This is a genomic window from Buttiauxella cochleicola, from assembly GCF_021283185.1.
Classification (GTDB): Bacteria; Pseudomonadota; Gammaproteobacteria; order Enterobacterales; family Enterobacteriaceae; genus Buttiauxella; species Buttiauxella massiliensis.
This window is the reverse complement of record NZ_JAJSOS010000001.1, coordinates 396510-418977: the sequence shown is the minus strand read 5'-3', so window position 1 is coordinate 418977 and position 22468 is coordinate 396510. Positions and strand designations below refer to the sequence as shown.

The 22468-nt window shown below is 52.4% G+C and carries 16 protein-coding genes; 7 read left to right on the top strand and 9 right to left on the bottom strand.

The window, feature by feature from the left end:
• Positions 1-56: 56 nt before the first annotated feature.
• Positions 57-620 carry an alkyl hydroperoxide reductase subunit C gene (gene ahpC / locus LVQ76_RS01895; RefSeq protein WP_151994812.1) on the bottom strand — a complete coding sequence of 188 codons (564 nt, stop codon included), beginning with the start codon at positions 618-620 and terminating at the stop codon, positions 57-59.
• 442 nt (positions 621-1062) lie between these two features.
• Here ahpC and opgB point away from each other — a divergent pair, with 442 nt between their 5' ends.
• Entirely contained in the window at positions 1063-3342 is a 2280-nt protein-coding gene (gene opgB, locus LVQ76_RS01890) for a phosphatidylglycerol--membrane-oligosaccharide glycerophosphotransferase (protein WP_232904125.1), read from the top strand.
• A 141-nt stretch (positions 3343-3483) separates the two neighbouring features.
• On the opposite strand, the gene gdhA is transcribed toward opgB, so the two are convergent.
• From gdhA to LVQ76_RS01875, 3 genes are all read right to left on the bottom strand, one after another.
• The gene (gdhA, locus tag LVQ76_RS01885; RefSeq protein ID WP_232864173.1) at positions 3484-4827 is read right to left on the bottom strand and encodes an NADP-specific glutamate dehydrogenase; all 1344 of its coding nucleotides are present in this window, start codon (positions 4825-4827) and stop codon (positions 3484-3486) included.
• 103 nt (positions 4828-4930) lie between these two features.
• On the bottom strand, positions 4931-5605 hold the full coding sequence (entD, locus tag LVQ76_RS01880; RefSeq protein ID WP_232920842.1) for an enterobactin synthase subunit EntD: 675 nt from the start codon (positions 5603-5605) through the stop codon (positions 4931-4933).
• Positions 5606-5709: 104 nt separating this feature from the next.
• Complete coding sequence (locus LVQ76_RS01875; protein ID WP_232904122.1) at positions 5710-7992, bottom strand: TonB-dependent siderophore receptor; 2283 nt, start codon at positions 7990-7992, stop codon at positions 5710-5712.
• 278 nt (positions 7993-8270) lie between these two features.
• Between LVQ76_RS01875 and fes the strand changes: the two genes are divergently transcribed.
• The 3 genes from fes to LVQ76_RS01860 are packed head-to-tail and all read left to right on the top strand — an operon-like array spanning position 8271 to position 13650.
• Complete coding sequence (gene fes / locus LVQ76_RS01870; protein WP_370640050.1) at positions 8271-9485, top strand: enterochelin esterase; 1215 nt, start codon at positions 8271-8273, stop codon at positions 9483-9485.
• Positions 9486-9500: 15 nt separating this feature from the next.
• A complete protein-coding gene (locus LVQ76_RS01865) occupies positions 9501-9722 on the top strand; it encodes an MbtH family protein (protein WP_232920841.1) in 222 nt (73 codons plus the stop codon).
• Between the two features lie 40 nt (positions 9723-9762).
• Positions 9763-13650, top strand: coding sequence for an enterobactin synthase subunit F (locus LVQ76_RS01860; protein WP_370640056.1), 3888 nt, complete (start codon positions 9763-9765; stop codon positions 13648-13650).
• Positions 13651-13689: 39 nt separating this feature from the next.
• On the opposite strand, the gene LVQ76_RS01855 is transcribed toward LVQ76_RS01860, so the two are convergent.
• From LVQ76_RS01855 to fepD, 4 genes are all read right to left on the bottom strand, one after another.
• On the bottom strand, positions 13690-14019 hold the full coding sequence (locus LVQ76_RS01855; RefSeq protein WP_232864178.1) for a HigA family addiction module antitoxin: 330 nt from the start codon (positions 14017-14019) through the stop codon (positions 13690-13692).
• 302 nt (positions 14020-14321) lie between these two features.
• Positions 14322-15122, bottom strand: coding sequence for an iron-enterobactin ABC transporter ATP-binding protein (fepC, locus tag LVQ76_RS01850; RefSeq protein ID WP_232904119.1), 801 nt, complete (start codon positions 15120-15122; stop codon positions 14322-14324).
• Positions 15119-16111, bottom strand: a complete 993-nt coding sequence (gene fepG / locus LVQ76_RS01845) for an iron-enterobactin ABC transporter permease (RefSeq protein WP_232920840.1) — start codon at positions 16109-16111, stop codon at positions 15119-15121. The genes fepC and fepG overlap by 4 nt, the downstream gene beginning before the upstream one ends.
• Positions 16108-17097: a Fe(3+)-siderophore ABC transporter permease gene (gene fepD / locus LVQ76_RS01840; RefSeq protein ID WP_232904117.1), complete on the bottom strand. Its 990-nt coding sequence runs from the start codon at positions 17095-17097 to the stop codon at positions 16108-16110. Before fepD ends, fepG begins: the two co-directional genes overlap by 4 nt.
• Before the next feature lie 141 nt (positions 17098-17238).
• Here fepD and entS point away from each other — a divergent pair, with 141 nt between their 5' ends.
• Positions 17239-18495, top strand: coding sequence for an enterobactin transporter EntS (entS, locus tag LVQ76_RS01835; RefSeq protein WP_232920839.1), 1257 nt, complete (start codon positions 17239-17241; stop codon positions 18493-18495).
• Here the strand turns inward: entS and fepB are convergent, their stop codons facing one another.
• Complete coding sequence (gene fepB, locus LVQ76_RS01830) at positions 18496-19440, bottom strand: Fe2+-enterobactin ABC transporter substrate-binding protein (protein WP_232920838.1); 945 nt, start codon at positions 19438-19440, stop codon at positions 18496-18498.
• Positions 19441-19655: 215 nt separating this feature from the next.
• On the opposite strand from fepB, the gene entC reads away from it, so the two are divergent.
• Positions 19656-20837: an isochorismate synthase EntC gene (entC, locus tag LVQ76_RS01825; protein ID WP_232920837.1), complete on the top strand. Its 1182-nt coding sequence runs from the start codon at positions 19656-19658 to the stop codon at positions 20835-20837.
• Positions 20838-22454 (top strand): (2,3-dihydroxybenzoyl)adenylate synthase, encoded by a 1617-nt coding sequence (locus tag LVQ76_RS01820; protein ID WP_232920836.1) that lies wholly within the window; start codon positions 20838-20840, stop codon positions 22452-22454.
• The last annotated feature ends 14 nt before the right edge of the window (positions 22455-22468 follow it).

The window sequence follows — 22468 nt, the reverse complement described above, 5'->3', positions numbered from 1 at the left end:
TGCGCGCTGCCCACCGCTGAGTTAGTTATTGCAGGTGTTTATTGTCTTATTATTTTTTAGATCTTACCGACGAGGTCCAAAGATGGAGAAAGCGTTGCTTCACCTTCTTTCCATTTAGCCGGGCAAACTTCACCTGGGTGAGAAGCAACGTATTGAGCCGCTTTCACTTTACGCAGCAGGTCAGAGGCGTCACGGCCAATGCCTTCAGCAGTCACTTCGATAGCCTGAATGATGCCCTGTGGGTCCACGATAAAGGTACCGCGATCCGCCAGGCCTTCATCTTCACGCATGTTTTCGAAGTTACGAGTCAGTGCGCCAGTTGGGTCGCCGATCATCGCATATTTGATTTTCGCGATGGTGTCAGAGCTGCTGTGCCATGCTTTATGCGTGAAATGGGTGTCAGTGGAAACAGAGTAGATATCTACGCCCAGTTTCTGGAATTCTTCGTAGTGGTCAGCAACATCGCCCAGTTCAGTTGGGCATACAAAAGTAAAGTCAGCTGGATAGAAGAAGAAAACGCTCCAGCGGCCTTCTACATCCTTCTCGGTTACTTCAATGAATTCACCGTTTTTAAAAGCGCTGTTTTTGAATGGTTTGATTTTTGTATTAATTAAAGACATCTGTACTTCCTCCGTTTTGCGATGGGAGAAAGGTACCGAATATTCGCGTTTGGCTCTAATGGGTAGACCGTATCGAATTGATAAGTAATACCTTACAAGCGAAATAGCAGACATAAAAAAAGCCACCCGTTGCGGGGTGGCCTTCATGTTGCGCGTTACAATTCCACTTTAAAAAATTATAACAGCGGCGCGATTAAATCATTTGCACGCAGTACTGGTCAATCGACTCAACCGTTGTATTAACGATGATTCTGATAGCTATTTACTATCGATCAATGCAATACCCTTATTCCCAGCGGGCACAATTCCGAAATAGAGCACATTTTCATGTCAGGGAAATTGCAGGACTGTGACAACAACGCTAGATTTAGCGCTCAGTAATCTCTGAGCACAGCTTTGTGCCATTGTGCGCATCTATTTCGAGGGTCAGGCGTTGTCGGAAATGCTTTCAATTGTGTTGTTTGTCGCAGCTATTGCCGTTTACGCCGTAAAAGCAGGTCGTAACGCCTGGTGGTTTAGCGCTATCCTTCTGATTTTAGGACTGTATATTGTCCTGAACGTGACCTTTGTTGCCAGTAACTACTTCACTGGCGATGGCATCAACGATGCGGTGCTTTACACCCTTACCAGCAGTCTGACTGGGGCGGGGATTGGGAAGTATATCCTGCCGGGTGTCGGGGTGTTTGTCGCGCTGGTGGCCGTTTTCAGCGGTTTGACCTGGATTTTACGCCGCCGTAAAAACTACCCTCACCATTTTGGCTACAGCCTGTTGGCGCTTGCGTTAGCGATGGGTTCTGTCGATGCCTCGCCGGCATTTCGCCAGGTCACAGAATTGGTGAAATCACAGACCCGTTCCGGTGATTCAGATTTCGATGTTTATTACAAAGCCCCGCAGGGGAATATTAAAGATCCTAAATTAAACCTGGTTTATATTTACGGTGAAAGTCTGGAACGTACGTATTTACAGCCAGAGTTCTTCCCTGATTTAGCGCCGGAATTAACCGGGCTTAAAGATGAAGCAATAGATTTCAGCCATACGGTGCAATTACCCGGCACCGATTACACTATTGCCGGAATGGTCGCCTCGCAATGTGGTATTCCTTTATTTGCCCCATTTGAGGGGAATTCATCGGCTTCAATGTCGAGTTTTTTCCCAAAAAATATCTGCCTTGGCGATATTCTAAAAGCCTCGGGATATGAAAACTACTTTATGCAGGGCGCAGACTTACGCTTTGCGGGCAAAGACATCTTTTTACAGTCCCATGGCTTCGACCATATGTACGGTGCGCAAGAGCTGAAAAGTATGGTCGCAGACCCGGAATACCGCAATAACTGGGGTTTCTACGACGACACTGTGCTGGACGAGGTATACGAAAAGTATGTTGAACTGTCGAAGAAAAATAAACGTTTCTCACTTTTTACGCTGACCGTCGACACGCACCACCCGGACGGCTTTATCTCGAAAACCTGTAAGCGCCGTAGCTACAACTTTGACGGCAAAGAAAACCAATCCTTCAGCGCCGTGGCTTGCAGCCAGGAGCATGTCGCTGCACTTATCGAGAAGATAAAAGCATCACCATATTTTAAAAATACCGTCATCGTCGTAAGTTCCGACCATTTGGCAATGAATAACACCGCGTACAAATACCTCAACCAGCATGACCGCAATAACCTGTTCTTTATTATTCGCGGTGATAAACCGCAGGCCGATCTGGTGCCAGTTAAACGCAGCACGCTGGATAACGGCGCAACGGTCTTAGATGTTTTAGGTGGTGATAATTACCTGGGTCTTGGACGCAGTAGTTTGTCCGGGCAGTCGATTGCATCGGTATTTCTTAACGTCAAAGAAAAGGTGATGGAGTGGAAACCGGACGTAATCGATCTGTGGAACTTCCCGAAAACGATTACCCAGTATGAAATTGACCAGAAGAAAAATACCTTTAGCTATTCAGGCGCGCATTTCAAAATGCCTTTATTGCTGCGTATTCTGGATAAAAAAATAGAGCCGTTGCCTGAAAGCGAGTATTCCGCGCCGTTACGCTATCAACTTGCTGACTTTAAAGAAAATGACAAATTTATTTGGGCCGACCGCTGCTTCAAAATGGCGCGTTTATGGGAACCTAAACTGGCACTTTCGACCGGGCTGTGTGTTGCTCAGGGGCAAGTTGGCGGCCAACCGTCAGTGCGCTTAATTGAACAGCAGCAGGAACAACATGCCGTTGAATTTGCCAAACAGGACATCGATAAAGCACGTTTTAAACAGAACGTTGCGCTGCTGAAAGTGGATGAAAACGCCATCCGCTATCAGGCAGATAGCTTTATTTTCAATGTGCCGGGGGCGCCACTTAATGTGAAAGAGTATGCGGGGATTTCTCGCCCTGAAGAGTGGGGGCGTTGGTCGAATGCGAATTTGGCACCGGAAGTGAAAATTGAATATGCCGAGCCGCTGCCCGAGAAATTTGACCTGGTGATTTCAGCTAAAGCGTTTGGCCCGAATATCGGTCAGCCGGTGCCGGTCAAAGTCGGGAGCCAGCAGCAAACACTTACGCTTGGCGAAGAGTTAAGTACCACGACGTTGCATTTTGATAACCCGGAGCGCAGTAATTTGCTGGAGATTATTCCACCGCAGCCGCAGTTATCTAATGAAGGCAATATTCTTGGCCACGAACCGCGCAAGATTGGGATTGGGATGGAAGATATTAAGGTGGTTCCTGGGGTTTAGTTTTAAATAAAAAAATAATACCCTAAATAATTCGAGTTGCAGGTAGGCGGCAAAAGAGTTCATCCCCAGGAGCTTACTAAAGTAAGTGACTGGGGTGAGCGAGTGCAGCCAACACCCCTGCAACTTGAAGAATGACGGGTATTATAAAACGCCCTGGCCTAACATCGCATCGGCTACCTTAACAAAGCCCGCAATATTCGCGCCGCGAACATAATGTGTTTGCTTATCTTCACCACCGTAATTCACACAGGCTTCGTGAATATCCAGCATGATGTGATGCAGGCGAACATCAACTTTTTCGGCCTTCCATCCCATACGAGCGGCGTTTTGCGCCATCTCCAGACCTGAAGTTGCCACACCGCCCGCATTTGCCGCTTTACCTGGTGCGAACAGCACGCCCGCGTCCAGGAACAGATTGGTAGCTTCAATGGTGGTCGGCATATTCGCACCTTCAGCCACGGCCTTCACGCCATTGGCAATCAGCACACGAGCAGCTTCGCTATCCAGTTCATTCTGTGTCGCGCACGGTAGAGCGATATCCACCGGTACGCTCCACGGTTGCTGGCCTTCGAGGTACTTCAGACCGAACTCTTTGGCGTAATCTGCCACGCGCCCATCGCGGCTGGATTTAATTTCAGCCAGGCGCGCCAGTTTTTCGCTAGTGAAACCAGCTTCATCAACCACGGTACCGTTGGAGTCAGAAGCAGTAACCACGCGCGCACCCAGAGATAATGCTTTTTCGATGGCGTATTGCGCCACGTTACCGGAACCAGAAACAGCAACGCGCATTCCTTCAAAGCCCAGGCCATGACGCTTGAGCATCGCATCGGTGAAGTAGATAAGGCCATAACCGGTCGCTTCCGGGCGAATAAGACTGCCGCCGAACGACAATCCCTTGCCGGTAAACACGCAGGCCGTATTGTTGGAGAGTTTTTTCATCATCCCCGCCATAAAGCCAACTTCACGTCCGCCAACGCCAATATCGCCTGCTGGAACATCGGTATCCGGCCCGAGATGGCGATACAGTTCCGTCATCAGTGCCTGGCAAAAACGCATGATCTCGCCTTCACTTTTACCTTTCGGGTTAAAGTCGCTACCGCCTTTACCGCCGCCCATTGGCAGTGTGGTCAGCGCATTTTTGAAGGTTTGTTCAAAGCCGAGGAATTTCAGAATTGAGAGGTTCACTGACGGGTGGAAACGCATCCCACCTTTAAATGGCCCAATCGCCGAGCTAAATTGCACGCGCCATGCGCGGTTAACCTGCACCTGATTTTGGTCATCAACCCAGGTGACGCGGAACTGAATCACACGTTCTGGTTCAACAAGGCGCTCTAAAAGTGCCAAACGGCGGTATTGCGGATTTTGTTCCAGGAACGGCCAGAGCGTAGTCATGACTTCGCGTACTGCCTGTGCAAATTCAGGCTGGTGCGGGTCACGTTGTTGAACAGAGGTCAGGAATGATTCGAGAGAAAGCGAGTTTTCCATAGATTAAGAAGTCCTTGTTATAAGTGATGTTGTAGATGTGTTGTGTTCTTTCGAATATAACATTCACTTATTACCAGGCCGCAAGTGATTTATCTTATGCTGTTTATAACTGTATTAGCGTTATTAATTGCGTAGCGTGATTTTCCCATATCGCTTTGAATTTACTTTCTTTTTTAAATGGCCCAAGTGAATGATTGAGCGTCAGAATAAGATGCTTGTCATCTATTTTTCTTATGGATGCAGCTGAAAAATCAAAATAGCGCCCAACGTGGCGAAACAAGGCTTTGAATAAACTCTCTTTGGCAGAGAATGCCAGCGTTAATGCGTAATGAAAGGGGAGGGCGGTCGAGCACAAAACTTCTCTTTCCGCGCTATCAATTATGCCAGGGTAAATTTCCCCGGCGACATCTGGCGTAATAATTTCAGCACAATCAATGCCAATTCCCACACGCATTTGCGCCGAGTCAGCGATTACTGTTGCCAGCGCCACATTGCCGCTGTGAGTCATGCTGCCGGTAAACCCTGGCGGCCAGCAAGGTTCACGGTGCAGGCCAATGCCCGGAATATGATGGTTTATTCCATGAAGACGCAGCGCTTCTCTGGCAGCAATCCGGCCAGCGAGATGCTCGGCTTTGCGTTGCCTGACAGCATTTTCAAGACGCTTGTGATGCGGGAGTAACAGCAGGTCATCGGGTTGAAAAGTGACAGCGTCAAAATCCACCCGCACGATAGTTTGCGTCGTGTCACAGAGGCTGAAATGGGTGAGCTGAGTATTCATCAGATGTTTTCTCCTTCTACCTTGGGGAGAAGGTTGGGATGAGGACCATTATCGCAGTCCCTCTCCAAAAAGGAGAGGGACTGCATGGCGTAAGCGGAGGTCTATCAGAAATGGGTATTCACACTCACGTAGTAAGTACGTCCGGACTCGTTATATGTTTCGGCACCTGCACCGTACATGTAACCGGCATTGCCACCCGTTGTCTGGGCATTACCTGCGCGCCAGTGGCGTTCATCGAAGACATTGTCGATACCCGTAGTCAGGCTGACATTCTTCGTGGCATCCCAGGTCCCACTCAGGCCAACAATGCTATAAGGGCTAACTTCGTTGGTTTCTGTTCCCGTTGCAGGCAAACCTTTGTAGTTGTACTTCTTCGGCTGTTGTTTGCCGTACCACGTAAAGGTCGATTGCACAGAGATGTCCTGGCGAATTTGCCAGCTCAGGGTGGAGTTTAACGTATATTCCGGAATAACGGACAGGCGCTCGCCGGTCTCTTTATTCTTACTTTCCAGCATGTAAGTGATGTTATTTGTCCAGTTCACTGTATTGGAAACCGGTACGTTTAACGTGCCTTCCAGCCCTTCTACCAGAGCTTTAGGAATGTTTTCCCACTGGTAAATATCGGTTTTGGTTTTACCAGAAGAAGTCTGGCCGATTGGTGCGTAACCCGCTTCGATTTTGTCTTTATAATCATTGCGGAACCAGGTGACACCTGCCAGCCAGCCGTCACGTTTGAACTCAAGGCCGATCTCTTTGTTGACGCTGGTTTCAGCTTTAAGGTCTTCGTTACCCATCATATAGCAGCCCACGCCGGTCCCGCTTGCGTAGCAACCCTGGCCTTTGCTGTAGAGGATGTAGTTCGGGTTGGTTTGATACAGGCTCGGTGCTTTATACGCCTGAGCAATACCCATTTTCAGGGTGAAGTCATCACCCAAACCTTGAGACAGGTTCAGAGATGGGCTCCAGTTATTACCCACGATGCTGTGATGATCAAAGCGCAGACCCGGAGTCAACATAGTGCTGTCGGTCAGCTCCATATTGTCTTCAGCAAACAGTGAGAAGATCTCTGCCTGAGAATATGGGCTACGGTTGGTGCTGTTCGACCCAGGAATTGGGCCGCCCATAAAGGTTTGACCGTTTGACGACAAATCTTTCATCTTTTGCTGGTTCCATTCGGTACCCAGCGTCAGGTTTTGGTTAAACACGAAATCAATCGGGATATTCACTTCGCTGTGCAATAGCACATCGCTCAGATCGATATCGCTGAATTTATCACTGGAGAAAATCCCTTCGGTGCCACCGGCCAGACCTTCACGCATACGTGAGTTGCGGGTGTGTTCGTACTGCACCCAGTTGCTGGTCGTCAGGCCGCTGTCCCAACCACCATTCCAGGTCATGGAGTAGCTCTGGCGGTAGAGGCGGTTAGTCTCTTTGCCATAGTTATCTTTCACGATTTGGTTGGTATTGGTGTTCTGGGTATCGCCGGAATACAGGTTGCCCTGGCGGCTGTAACCCGCTTCCAGTTCCAGAGATTGCATTGGTGCGAAGTCCCAACGCACGACGCCGTTGATATCTTTGTTAATTACCCCTTCACGCCCGGCTGGCAGGGTGTCGGCATAAATACCGGTACGTTCAGACTGATGGCCCTGGTTGATATCCCAGGCATCGGCTTGCGTTTTATCGAGGTTGCCGTACAGCCGGAAGCTGAAATCTCCGCCCAGTGGGCCGTTCAGGCTGAAGTTGGTGCGCTTAGTAGAGCCTTCGTCTTTGTGCTCAGGGGCATTGAGATAGGTGTTCCAGGTGCCATGCCATTCACCGGTGCCTTTTTTGGTGATGATATTGACTACACCACCTGCCGCACCGTTACCGTAACGCGCTGCGGCCGGGCCACGAATGACTTCGATACGCTCGACCATTTCAGGTGGTACCCAGCTTGCATCACCACGTGTATCACGTTCGCCACGCCAGCCAAGTCTTACCGAGTTTCGGCTGGTGACCGGTTTACCATCGATAAGAATCAAGGTGTTTTCCGGGCCCATACCCCGAATATCGATCTGGCGGCCGTTGCCACGTTGGCCACTGGTGGAGTTACCGGTCAGGTTAACGCCTGGCATAGTGCGGACGATTTCAGAAATATCACGCGCTGGTGGGCGTTTTTTCAGCTCTTCAGCGGTGATGGTTGAAACGCCTGGTGCCTGCAAGTTTTGCGCGGCGGCGGTAACAACCAAAGTGTCTTCTTCAGCGTGATTTTGTGTGTCGTCATTGTTGGCAGCAGCGGTCTGAGCCGTTGCTGGTGCCGCTTGCTCTGCCGCAAAGACAGGTGCTGCAACACCGTATATTCCCAGATTGATTAGCATTGCGAGGGAATAGTTAATTTTCTTATTCATTATGGCGGCCTGCTTTTCCGCTGCGCCCGGTGTCATTCCATTCCCAGAGGGATCGGGCACAGCATGGATGTTACGAAGCGATACCGAAACTGTCTGCAACAGCCCCGAAATGAGGGAATCGTGCGTTCAAGTCCGGCAATTAATTGTTTTTGCACCAGGAAGCTGGTAGCCCAAAGCGCGGAAATACGCTATTGCAAATGCAAATAATTATCAATAGTATTATCAATATATTTCAAGATTATTGGTCGTTATCAATAATTTCATAAGGTTATGTTCGAGTGACGAATTTGCTGACAGGAAGTGAGTGCTGGTGGCAGGAAAAAATGGCGCAAGGGATCCCCGCCGTTACCTGTGAAAATGACGGTTTGTGTGAGGTGACTTTTTTGTGGCGTGACCCCCAGGGTTGCGAGCAAACCTCACCGATAAAGCGAGTCTGGATTTACATCACGGGCGTGACAGATCACCATCAACGCTCGCGTCCGCAAACGCTCGAACGCATTGCCGGAACTGATGTCTGGCAATGGCAAACGCAGCTAACTGCTACATGGCGCGGCAGTTATTGCCTCATTCCAACAAACAGCGAAGATGATTTCCCGGCAGAGGCTTTTGAAGGCATCGTGCCGGAGCGCATGGCGCTGCGAGAAGGTTGGCGAAAACTGTTGCCACTTGCGATTGCCGATCCGCTAAATCCTGAAAGCTGGCTCGGTGGGCGAGGGCATCCGATGTCAGCACTCCATCTTCCTGATGCGCCAATGCAGGCCGGTTGGGATAAACCAGACACGCCGTATCACACACCTCAGCATATTTCCTGGTTGAGTGAGCGCCTGAAAAACCAGCGTAGTGTATGGATTTTTGCAACCGGTGACGCCCAGCCAGAGCAGCGCCCGTTGGCGATTTTGCTCGACGGCCAATTCTGGGCTGAAGGGATGCCTGTGTGGTCTGCACTTCAGGCTCAAACTGATGCTGGCGTATTACCTCCGGCCGTTTATGTGTTGATTGATGTCATCGACAATGCCACCCGCAGTGATGAACTGCCCTGTAATGCGCAGTTTTGGCTGGCAGTACAAGAAGAATTACTGCCGCATCTGCGTACGGTTACCCGCTGGAATGAAAACCCTAAAACCACAGTAGTCGCCGGGCAAAGCTTTGGCGGGCTTTCCTCGCTTTATGCCGCACTTCACTGGCCTGAACAATTTGGCTGTGTGCTGAGCCAGTCAGGTTCTTACTGGTGGCCACGTCGTGAAAACAACCAACAAGGCGGGCAGTTGATACGGCAACTGGAAGATGGGCTTGCGTGTGAAAAACCGCTGCGTATCTATCTTGAGGCAGGGGTCAGAGAACCTATCATTTATCAAGTTAATCAAAGAATTTACCCCTTACTACAACAAACACAGCGAGCTGTTTTCTACCGTCAGGTTGATGGTGGGCACGATGCGCTTTGCTGGCGAGGTGGTCTTTTGGACGGTCTCGCCTGGCTTTGGAAAGCGCCTTAAAGAGCGGAGTTAACTATGGAATTCAGTAACCCTTTCGACTCGTTGCAGAGCCGTTTTTTCATCCTTGAAAATGCGCAGCAACAGTTCAGCTTATGGCCGGAACATTGTGCATTGCCCGATGGCTGGCAGGTGGCTTGTAAACCCGCATCAAACGATGAATGCAACCGCTGGCTGCTTGCCAACTGGAGCGATCTTCAACCCGCCTCCTTTGCAAAAGAAGAGGTGATTGGTGAGTGAATTAATGATGACGCCAGCACTGGAACAACAGATAAAAACTATGCCGCTTGTAGCAGCGCAGCCCGGAATCTGGATGGCGGATCAGCTGTCACAACAGTCTAATATGTGGAGCGTGGCACACTATGTTGAGCTAAATGGAGAACTCAACGAAGCGTTACTGTGCCAGGCGATAGTGGCAGGCATGAAAGAGGCCGATACCCTTTGCATGCGCTTTAGCGAAGTGGACGGCGAAGCGCGGCAGTGGATAGACCCCAACGCGTCGTTTGTTGCCCCTTGTTGCGTTGATCTGCGCAATGAAATCGATCCGATCGCCACCGCACAAGCGATGATGCGCGACGATCTCGACGGGGATTTGCGCATTGCCAGCGGTAAGCCGCTTTACCATCATCAACTGCTGCGAATCTCAAATACACGCTGGTTCTGGTATCAACGTTTTCATCATTTAGTGGTCGATGGCTTTAGTTTCACCGCTATTACCCGCCGAATTGCCAATATTTATAGCGACTTGTGCCAAAACCAAGCGCCTGAACCCACGCCATTTACTCCGTTTAGCGAAGTGGTTGAAGAATACGAGCATTACCGCAAAACGGATGCCTGGCGGCGTGATTCTGCATTCTGGATAAGCAAAGCTAAACAGTTGCCACCACCTGCCACTCTGTCAACCAAACCGCTTACTGGCCAAGGGGTTAGCACAAAACTGATTCGCCAGACGCTACGTTTTGAGTCGGCAGATTTTCATGCACTGGTTGAAAACGCCCGCCTGCAAAACCTGACAGCCGCCGATATGGCGTTAGGACTGGTGGCGTTGTGGCTCGGGCGCTTAAGTGGCCGCAATGAGTATTCCGCCGGTTTTATCTTTATGCGCCGCATGGGTTCCGCCGCACTTTGTGCCACCGGCCCGGTGCTGAATGTATTGCCGTTTGGTGTACGTATTGAATCCGACTACACCCTCGCCAGCCTTGCGACAAACCTCGCCAAAGAACTGAAAGGTATACGCCGTTACCAGCGTTACGATGCTGAACAAATCCAGCGCGATTTGGGGCTGATCGCAAATGGCGAACCGCTGTATGGCCCAGTAATAAACCTGAAAATGTTCGATTACCGGCTTGATTTCAATGGTATTGAAGGCATCACGCATCAACTGGCTTCAGGCCCGGTGCGCGACCTGGAAATTGCGTTATACATCAGCGAACAAGGTGACTTCTCCCTTGAGATGTTGGCAAATGCCGAGCGTTACGATGCGCAAACTTTGCAGCAGCATATTGCGCGCTTGCCGCTTCTTTTGCGCCAGTTTGCGGCCAATCCTGCATTACGATGCGTAGATGCCCAACTGTTGCATGAATCCGAAATCTCGTTGCTGGACAGTGTAAATGCCACGCAAAAGTCAGTCCCTTCGACAACGTTAAGCGAGCTTATTGCGCAGCAAGCGGAGCGCACACCAGATGCCCCGGCGCTGGCGGATGAACACCACCAGTTCAGTTATCGCGAGATGCGTGAACAGGTTCAGGCATTGGCGAGTGAGTTGCTGTTACGTGGCGTAAAACCGGGTGATGTGGTTGCCGTGGCACTCCCTCGCTCGGTCTTTTTATCCCTGGCGCTGCAAGCGATTGTTGAAGTGGGTGCAGCATGGCTGCCGCTCGATACTGGCTATCCCGATGATCGACTTCATATGATGCTTGAAGATGCCGCGCCGCGTTTGTTGCTCACTTCTCAAGAGCAGTTACCACGTTTTAGTGCTGTTCATGGCCTGCAAACCTTCTGCTATCAAAATGTGCTGACAGCGTTTAAGCCGCCGCAGACTCACAATCTCTCTCGCCCGGAACATACCGCGTATGTGATCTTCACATCCGGTTCAACGGGCCGCCCGAAAGGGGTAATGGTCGGGCAACAGGCTATCGTTAACCGCCTGTTGTGGATGCAAAATCACTACCCGTTAAACGGTGACGATGTGGTTTTGCAGAAAACGCCATGCAGTTTTGATGTGTCCGTTTGGGAGTTCTTCTGGCCGAATATTGTGGGCGCACAGCTGGTTATGGCTCCACCAGAGGCGCACCGCGACCCGGAGGCGTTGCAGCAGCTTTTTGCTCGTTATCGAGTGACTACTACACACTTTGTTCCATCAATGTTAGCGGCGTTTGTTGCGGCACTAACCGATGCCGACGCGGTGGCGAAATGCGCAACTTTAAAACGCGTATTCTGTAGCGGCGAAGCACTGCCAACAGAACTTTGCCGCCATTGGGAACAGCTCATCCACGTGCCACTGCATAACCTTTATGGGCCAACGGAAGCCGCGGTCGACGTGAGCTGGTATCCGGCATTTGGTGAGGAATTAGCGCAAGTATCTGGTAGCAGCGTGCCGATTGGCTGGCCGGTGTGGAATACCGGGCTGCGAATTCTGGACTCGGCAATGCGCCCGGTTCCTGTCGGGATCGCAGGTGATCTTTACCTTACCGGGATCCAACTGGCGCAGGGCTATTTATCCCGCCCGGATCTTACTGCCAGCCGCTTTGTTGCCGATCCTTTTGCTGCGGGCGAGCGCATGTATCGTGCCGGCGATGTGGCGCGTTGGCTTGATAATGGCGCGGTGGAATACCTTGGCCGCAGTGACGATCAGTTAAAAATTCGTGGGCAACGCATTGAATTGGGCGACATTGACCGCGCTTTGCAGGCGCTGCCGGATGTGGCGCAGGCAGTGACGCACGCCTGCGTGCTCAATAAAGAGGCCGCAAGCGGTGGCGATGCCCGCCAACTGGTGGGCTATCTGGTCTCGGCTTCAGGCGAGGTTTTGCCCGTCGACACTCTGCGTAAACAATTGAGCAACGTGCTCCCGGCGCACATGGTGCCGGTCGCGCTCATTCAGCTTGATGATTTCCCATTGAGCGCGAATGGCAAACTGGACAGAAAAGCGCTGCCGTTGCCGGAACTGGCGATACGTGGCACAGGGCGCGCACCGGAATCTTCTTTAGAAATCACCATTGCTGACGCTTTTGCCCATTTGCTGGGATGCGAAATTCACTCGATAGATGACGATTTCTTTGCCCTCGGCGGCCATTCATTACTGGCGATGCGCCTCGCGGCTCAACTACGCCGTATGCTTGAAAGGCCAGTAACTGTGGGGCAAGTGATGGTGGCGTCGACTGTCGGCCAGCTTGCGCAAATGCTGGCGAAAGATTGCGGTGAAGAAGAAGCGAATCGGGCAGGGTTTGATGCCGTGCTGCCGCTGCGTAAAAGCACCGGGCCAACGCTCTATTGCTTCCACCCGGCGTCTGGTTTTGCCTGGCAATTTAGCGTATTGCAGCGCTATCTCGACCCGCGCTGGTCGATAACTGGCATTCAGTCTCCGCGCCCGTATGGCCCGATGCAGCAGGCAGAAAACCTGGCTCAGGTGTGCGAAGCGCACCTGCAAACTCTGCGTCAACTGCAGCCGCATGGCCCGTACTATCTGATGGGATATTCATTAGGCGGCACACTAGCACAAGGGATTGCAGCGCATCTTGAAGCTGCAGGTGAAAAGGTGGCGTTCTTAGGGCTGTTAGATACCTGGCCACCGGAAACGCAAAACTGGGCTGAAAAAGGTGCCAACGAACTCGACCCGGCGGTGCTTGATGAAATTAACCGCGAACGTGCGGCTTTTGTCGCCGCTCAGCAGGGGCAAACGTCGGATGCATTATTCCAGGCTATCGAAGGGAACTACGGCGATGCGGTGCGCCTGCTTACCACGGCGCAAAGTGTGCCGTTTGCCGGCAAAGCCACGCTGTTTGTTGCCGAGCGAACGTTGCCAGAAGGGATGGACCCGCAAAAAACCTGGGCACCATGGATTGGCGAACTTGATGTATACCGCCTGGATTGCGCCCATGTCGATATCATTTCCCCAAATGCTTTCGAGGAAATTGGGCCGGTGTTGCAGCGAGTGTTAGCGTTAGATTAAACAAAAGCGGCGGGTAGTTTAGGTTACCCGCCATTTTACTTATGCTGCTCTGGTTTTACGTTCCAGCATTTCTCTGAGCGTCACGATACGACTCATTTCTTCCTGAGTCCGCGGGTCGTTCTGAATTTCCCAGATATCGACATTCGTTTGCAGATTGAGCCAAAATTCCACAGAGGTATCAAACACCTTCGCGAGTCTGAAAGCCATATCGGTTGTCAGTTTGCTGTTGTTATTTAGCAGCTTACTGACGGTGTTGCGATGAACCTGAAGCATCTCCGCCAGATCGTTAATTCGCAGACCTGTAGGTTCGAGATACTCATAAAGAAGCACGTCGCCGACAGAGGTGGGTTTACGTTGTGCCTGGACCATACTTAATCCTTATTGTTTATACCCATCATCCTTCAAGCCGCAGGGGTGTTGGCTGCACTCACAAACCCCAGTCACTTACTTCAGTAAGCTCCTGGGGATTTGCTCCCTGGCCGCCTACCTGCAACTCGAATGCTAATGGCTATATATGATCAGCAAAGTTGAGATTGTGTGCTTTAGCGTTAGTACTGATGCTGGTTCGATGTGATTAATCAGGTGGACAGTAGAATATATTTTCGCACCCTTGCACAGTGCTAGTGTGCGTCTTTGCGAGGCGCTACGCAAACTTTTTGATCAGTTCTTTTTCATCCACGCCCGAGCGGCACCACCAACGGCGTATGCGCTACCGGATCTTCAATAATCATGCAGCGCAGGCCATAAATCGCTTCGATAAGTTCGGGTGTGACAATCTCGGTCGGTGCGCCTTCGGCCACAATCTTACCGTCCCGCAAGGCGATTAAATGCGTGGCGTAACGGCAGGCCTGGTTCAAATCGTGCAGCACCGCGGCAAGCGTAAAACCTTGCTTTTGATTGAGATCGCGCAGTAATTCCAGCAAATCAATTTGGTGGCTGATATCAAGCCAGGTGGTCGGCTCGTCAAGCAGCAAAATGGAGGTTTCTTGCGCCAGCACCATCGCAATCCAGGCTCGTTGCCGCTGGCCGCCAGAAAGCGTATCCACGGGTTGATCGGCTAAATCTTCAATGTTGGTCGCTTTTAATGCCCGCTCGACCGCCTGGCTATCCTCTTCTCGCCAGCGTGAAAACATCGGTTGGTGCGGGTAGCGGCCACGTGCCACTAGCTCCGCCACACTAATATCACCAGGTGCTGTGGAATTTTGCGCCAGTAAACCCACGCGCCGCGCCACTTCTTTGGTCGCAAAACGGTGGATTTCATTGCCATCGAGCCAAACCTGGCCGTGCATCGGTTTCATCAGTCGGCTTAACGTGCGCAATAGCGTGGATTTCCCGCAGCCATTGGGGCCGATAATCGCGGTAAATTTCCCGTCAGGAATGGCAACGGTCAGGCCGTCGGCCACCACATGATTGCCATATCCAAGCCGTAATTTTTCGCCATGCAGGCGCGATGGAGTGGAAATCTGGCTCATTTCTTACGGGACTCCTGAATCAACAACGCAATAAGATAAATACCGCCGAGGCTTACCGTGACCACGCCGACCGGTAATTGATATGGCATAAACAGATGTTGGGCGCACAGGTCTGCCGCGAGTAAAAGCGTTGCGCCGCATAATGCGGATTGCAGCAAACCCCAGCGTGAAGTACCGCTTAAACGGCGGGCGATATGTGGTGCGACAAGTGCGATAAACGAAATTGGCCCGGCTAATGCGGTGGCTGCGGCAGTGAGTATCACACCAGTTAGCATCAACAACAGGCGAGAGCGTTCAACCGAAACGCCGAGTGCGCAGGCGCTGTCATCGCCCATTTCCAGCAACCGCATGCGCCGCACTAACAATGCTCCAGCAACTAGCGCCAGTAACATTAAAGGTGCTGCCGGGAAGATTTTCCCCCAGGTTAAACCGTTCAGGGAACCGGCATTCCACAGCCCTGCGGAAATGGCGGTTTCAAGCGAGGCATGCAGCAATAGCCAGGTATTGAACGCTACCAGCATGGCACGCACGCCAATACCGATGATTATCAAACGGAAAGTTTCAATGCCGTTTCGCCACGCGAGCAACCAGACCACCAGCGCAGTAATGATGCCACCGGCCATGGCTGAGGTAGCAATCGCAGTTTGATGCTGGCCGAACAGCACCATGGCAACCAACACGCCGCTCCATGCGCCAGTATTAAAGCCCATCACGTCCGGGCTGCCGAGTGGGTTACGCATCAGTGACTGGAAGATGGCTCCGCTCACGCCCAAAGCCGCACCAATCAGCAGCGCCATGACAACGCGTGGCAAGCGCCATTCGACCACCACCAGTGAGATATTGCGCGGTGCGGAACCCAATAGCGCGTCAATCACCTGGCTTACCGAAAGCGGTAATATGCCACTTCCCAGGCTCCATATTCCCAGAGTGATACTGAGTAGCAATAAAATCAGGCTGATGGTGACCAGACGAGGAGAAGGGCGGTTCATAATCCTGCTCCTTTGCGGCTGCGGCGTACTAAGTAGATAAGCATCGGTGCGCCAATAAACGCGCTCACTACTGAAACGCGCAGCTCTCCAGGAACCAGCATGCGGCCAATAATATCGGCAAACAGCAGTAGAGTTGGGGTGGCAATAAGAGTCACGGGGAGCGACCAACGGTGATCGGCTCCCACCAGCCAACGCGCCAGATGCGGCATCATCAGGCCAATAAAAGCAATTGGCCCGACTGCGGCGGTAGCGCTGCCACACAATAAAGTGATGGCAATTAAACCGAGCAACTGAGTGCGTGCAACTTTGCTGCCCAGCGCGGTGGCGGTGTCGGTGCCCATACTCAGGCTATTAAGCGAACGGCTGATAAACAGCGCAATCACGCAGCCCGCTAGCACGGGCAATACAATAATTTTTAGGGTTTCGAGCGTGCGAATATCCAATGTTCCGGCCTGCCAGAAACGCAACTGGTCATAGACCACCGGGTTGAGTAGCGCGATGCCGTTGCTTAAGCCTTCGAGTACCGCACCGAGCGCGACGCCCGCCAGCGTTAACCGTACCGGGCTGAGTTGCCCGCCGCCCTGGCTTCCGGTAAAAGCCACCACCAGTGCCGCAGACAATGCGCCCGCAAAGGCCAACCCGAGTAATGCTATTGGCGATGAAAGACTCCACACAGCCGCCCCCAAAACAATGGCAAAACTGGCCCCGGCATTGACGCCAAGCAGGCCTGGGTCAGCGAGGGGATTTCGGGTCAGCGTTTGCATCAACGCACCGGCAAGGCCCAGTGCGCCGCCCGCAAGAATACCAGCTAGTGTGCGGGGGAGGCGGGCGTCGAGCACGATAGTGCAATCTGCACTTTGGCATTGGCCGCTAAATGCATTGATAACCACTTCGGCAGGGAGGGATTTGGCACCTAATAACAAACTGAGTATTGCCATTAAAACGAGTAAAAACAGTAAACTCAGCAGGATGAACCAGCGTGACATACGTTGTATATCCTTCACTTCGTAGCCCTACAAAAATCATGTAAAATTAAATGATAGTTATTATCATTATCACTCTTATTTGTTTATGTTAGCATGAGCCGCCTCGCACCCGGAAAGAAAAATTCGCTTTAAGGCCATGTAATGAACCGCAATTCTTTGCTGCTTAATCTCAGTTTACTCAAGAGTCATCCCGCTTTTCGCGCTGTCTTCCTCGCCCGTTTTATCTCCATTGTGTCGTTGGGGTTGTTGGGTGTCGCGGTGCCGGTACAAATCCAGATGCTGACAGGCTCCTCCTTGCAAGTGGGGCTCGCGGTGACGCTTACCGGTTCGGCGATGTTTATCGGCCTGATGATGGGCGGTGTGCTGGCTGATCGCCACGAGCGCCGCCGCCTGATTCTTCTGGCCCGTTCTACCTGTGGCGTCGGCTTTATTGGCCTGACGATTAACGCCGCATTACCTGAACCCTCGCTTGCGGCGATTTACCTGCTTGGCGTGTGGGATGGGTTCTTTGGCGCACTCGGCGTGACGGCACTTTTGGCCGCGACTCCTGCGCTGGTCGGGCGTGAGAATTTGATGCAGGCGAGTGCGATTACCATGCTCACCGTGCGCCTTGGCTCGGTGATTTCACCGATGATTGGCGGGCTGTTACTGGCATCGGGCGGCGTGGTGTGGAACTACGCGCTGGCATCCGTTGGCACCTTTATCACTTTGTTGCCGCTGCTGAGTTTGCCAAAACTGGCACCGCCTCCGCAGGCGCGTGAAAATCCGCTGCTCTCTTTATTTAACGGCTTACGTTTTTTGGTCGGCCACCCGATTATTGGCGGCATTGCGTTAGTCGGCGCATTGCTGACGATGGCAAGTGCGGTGCGCGTGTTGTATCCCGCGCTGGCTGGTCACTGGCAAATGAGTGCCGCACAAATCGGCCTGATGTATGCCGCCGTTCCGTTGGGTGCCGCGATTGGCGCGTTAACCAGCGGGCGCATCGCCCATCACGCGAGCCCAGGCATGATCATGCTGGCGTCCGGAATTGTGTCGTTTATCTCGATTGGCGTTTTCAGCCTGATGCCGGTTTGGGGACTTGGGCTGGCGTGTCTGGCGCTGTTTGGTTATCTCAGTGCGATTAGCTCTTTGTTGCAATATACGCTAATTCAGACGCTTACCCCGGACGGGATGTTAGGCCGAATCAATGGTTTGTGGACAGCACAGAACGTGACGGGTGATGCGATAGGTGCTGCGATTTTAGGTGGCATGACGGTTGTAATGACGCCTGTGGCGGCGGCAAGTTCCGGGGGCTTTGCACTGACATTATGCGGCGTTGTGCTGGCGATTGTGTTGGTGCAGTTGCGACGTTATCGCCAGGCCGCCCCGGCGCAACCCGAGGCAGAAACAGCTAAATAATCACTTGCTGGCAAACAACGTGCTCATGTGCTCAAGGATTCTTGTTGCACTGTAATAATCGAGACGGAAAGTCTCGGTTCCCAGCGCGTAAACGTGTTTTTTCTGCACGGCGGGCAGGTGCGAAAGAAGCGGGTTATTTGCCAGCGCAGTGGCATCTTTCTCATCACTTGCGAACAAGAATAGGCTCTCGCCATTCAAACCTGTAGCAAGGTTTTCACCGCCAAGCTGCACGATGTCGTGACGTTTACCCATGCTCTGGCTGGTATGAATAGCCGCAGGAATTGGCGATAAGGTAAAACCGAGTTGCACAAGCAATTTTCCCTGTGCCGAATCTAACGTCCAAATATTCGCTGAACGAGACGCAGGTGTGTAAACCATCGCTGTGACCGGTTGCGGCGGCAGCTTCATGTGCATTTTGGCTTCGCTTAGCTGCTTATCAAAGCTTGAGATTCTTTCTGTGGCTTGCTTTTCGTGCCCAGTAATATCACCGAGCTGGGTGAGCAATTGCTGCCAACTTTTATCGTCGTAATTGATCACCAGCGTCGGTGCAATTGCCGAGAGCTGCTCATAAAGGGCGAGGGCGGAATCACCGCCAGTGGCACTAATCAAAATCAAATCAGGCATTTGTGCCGCGACGGCTTCAGCACTGGCTTCGCCAATATATAAACGCTGAACGTTACGTTGTTTAGCGACATCTCCCCACTGGCGTAGAAAACCTTGTGAGTCAGCCATTCGATTGCCAGGGGTTGTCGCGCCGCTTGCCACAACCGGGGCATCAATTGCCAGCAGTGAACCGGTGAGAGTCACGCTGGTTGAGACAATGCGCTGCGGTGCCTGCTCAAAAGTATGAGGGCCGTGGCTGTCGGTGATGGTGCGTGGCCAGTCGGCAGCGTGAGCAAGGCTGCTCAGGCATAAAACGATAACTGCGGAGAATCTGATTTTCACTCAATAACTTCCTGTTGAAATTTAACGATTGCGGTGGATGTTGCTGGCGCTTATCCACCCTACAAAACTGTTTTGCGTAGGTCGGATAAGCGTTAGCGCCATCCGGCAAGACCGAGCAGCTATTGACACTGCTGTCTTTTCTCTTTAGGTTACGACCCCGAAAAGCAAATGATAATCATTATTACTATCTTTTGTCATGTTTTTACGGAGGACGGATGGAAACGTTACTGGTGCCGCAGTCACAAGAAAAACAGCTAACACCTTGTGCGAATAGTTTTTTCTTTATGTCGCCTTATCGCAGTTTTTCGACCAGCGGCTGCTTTACTCGCCTGGATTGCGCGGCGCTCGATGGTGCAAACCCCCACGGAAATCTGCAAAAACAGCTGCGTGAAGCGTTTGAAAACGCCAAAAAGCACGGTATCGAGAAACCGGTTGTCGTCGGTGCAATTCCTTTCGATCCAAGCCAACCTTCAGCGTTGTTTATCCCCGAACGCTGGCAGACGTTTTCCCGCGCCCAGCGCCAGAGTCATGCCAGCCAAAGCAGAGCGGCAAAACCCCTGAACATTGCTGCCCGTAAAGCGATTCCTGAACAAGATAAATTTATGGAGATGGTGGCTCACGCCGCTGCTGCCACAGCGCTGCCGGACATCGACAAAGTGGTGCTCTCGCGCCTGATTGATATTGAAACGGACGCGCCCGTTGACCTTGATGTGTTACTCAATCGCCTGATTAGCCAGAACCCGACCAGCTACAACTTCCACGTGCCGTTGCCGGATGGCAGCTCGCTGGTGGGTGCCAGCCCGGAATTGCTGCTACGCAAATCGGGCAAGAATTTCAGTTCATTGCCGCTGGCAGGCTCGGCGCGTCGCGATAAAGAAAATATCCCGCGCGATAGCGAAATTGGTGCGCAACTGCTGCGATCCAGAAAAGACCGCCACGAACATGGCCTGGTGACGCAGGCTATGCGCGATGTTTTACAGCCGCATAGCCAACATTTAACGCTTTCCGATACGCCGGAACTTATCACCACCCCGACGTTATGGCACCTTGCCACGCCGATTTACGGCCAGGTTGAAGACCGCCAGCACAACGCGCTTTCCCTTGCTTGCTTATTGCACCCCACGCCCGCCCTCAGCGGCTTCCCGCACGATGTGGCGCAAAAACTGATTGCCGAACTTGAGCCGTTTGACCGCGAACTGTTTGGCGGCATCGTCGGCTGGTGTGACGCCGAAGGAAACGGCGAGTGGGTGGTGACGATTCGCTGCGCGCGCGTCGGCGGCAATCAAGTGCGCTTGTTCGCAGGCGCGGGCATCGTTCCTGCTTCATCCCCTGAATCGGAATGGCGCGAAACCGGCGTCAAACTTTCCACCATGCTCAACGTTTTTGGAATCAAATAAATGGCTATCGAATTTACCCGCTGGCCGGATGACCTGGCCGCGCGCTACCGCGAAAAAGGCTACTGGGCCGATTTGCCGCTCACCGACATTCTCACGCGCCACGCCAAAAATGACGCGATAGCGTTAATCGAAGGCGAGCACCACTACAGTTATCGCGAACTCGAACTGGCCGCTACACGACTGGCCTGTGCGCTGAAAAGACGCGGCCTGAACAACGGTGAAACCGCGTTAGTTCAGCTTGGTAACGTGGCGGAACTCTATATCACGCTGTTTGCACTGCTGAAGATTGGCGTGGCTCCGGTTAACGCGCTGTTCAGCCACCAACGCACCGAAATGGAAGCCTACGCTAAGCAAATCGAGCCGGTAGTGTTGATTGCTGACCGCAAACACAATTTGTTCGCCCATGATGATTTCCTTGAATCGCTTTGCGAGCAGAACCCATCGTTACGCATGGCGGTGTTGCTTAACGAAAACGATCGTGAACGTTCGCTGAGTGCGTTTATCAACGAGCCGGAAGAGAACTTTGTCGCTACGCCATCGGCAGCGGACGAAGTGGCTTTCTTCCAGCTTTCCGGCGGCAGCACCGGCACGCCAAAACTGATCCCACGCACTCATAACGACTACTACTACAGCATTCGCCGCAGCGTCGAAATCTGCCGTTTTGACGCGAATACGCGCTTCCTGTGCGCGATTCCTGCCGCGCACAACTACGCGTTAAGTTCGCCCGGTTCGCTCGGCGTATTTTACAGCGGCGGGCGCGTGGTGCTGGCAAACGACCCGAGTGCCACGCTCTGTTTCCCGCTTATCGAACGCCATCAAATCAACGCCACCGCGCTGGTGCCGCCTGCGGTCAGCTTGTGGTTACAGGCGATTGGCGAATGGGGCAGTAATAAATCGCTTGAGTCGCTGACGCTGTTGCAAGTTGGCGGCGCACGGTTGAGCGAAGCGCTAGCCGCACGTATTCCGGCAGAAATTGGCTGCCAGTTACAGCAAGTTTTCGGCATGGCCGAAGGCCTGGTGAATTACACGCGCCTGGATGACGACAATGAGCACATCTTCAAAACCCAGGGCAAACCGATGTGCCCGGACGACGAAGTGTGGGTGGCTGATGAAAACGGCAACCCTTTACCGCACGGGGAAGTGGGCCGCCTGATGACGCGCGGGCCGTACACCTTCCGTGGCTATTACCGCAGCCCGGAACACAACGCCAGCGCCTTTGATGCCAACGGTTTTTACTGCTCCGGCGATCTAATTTCCATTGCCGAAGACGGTTACATCACGGTTCAGGGGCGCGAAAAAGATCAGATCAACCGTGGCGGAGAAAAGATCGCTGCCGAGGAGATCGAAAACCTGCTGCTGCGCCATGAAGAGATCGTGCATGCCGCGCTGGTTTCGATGGAAGACAGTCTGCTGGGCGAGAAAAGCTGCGCATTTATCGTCGGCAGTCGCCCATTCCGCGCGGTGGAAATTCGCCGTTACTTGCGTGAGCTTGGCATTGCCGACTTCAAACTGCCTGATCGTATTGAAATCGTTGAAAACCTGCCGCTGACGGCGGTGGGCAAAGTGGACAAAAAACGTTTGCGCCAGTTGATTGCTGAAAAGCAACTGGCTTCCTGATTGACGGAGAAATT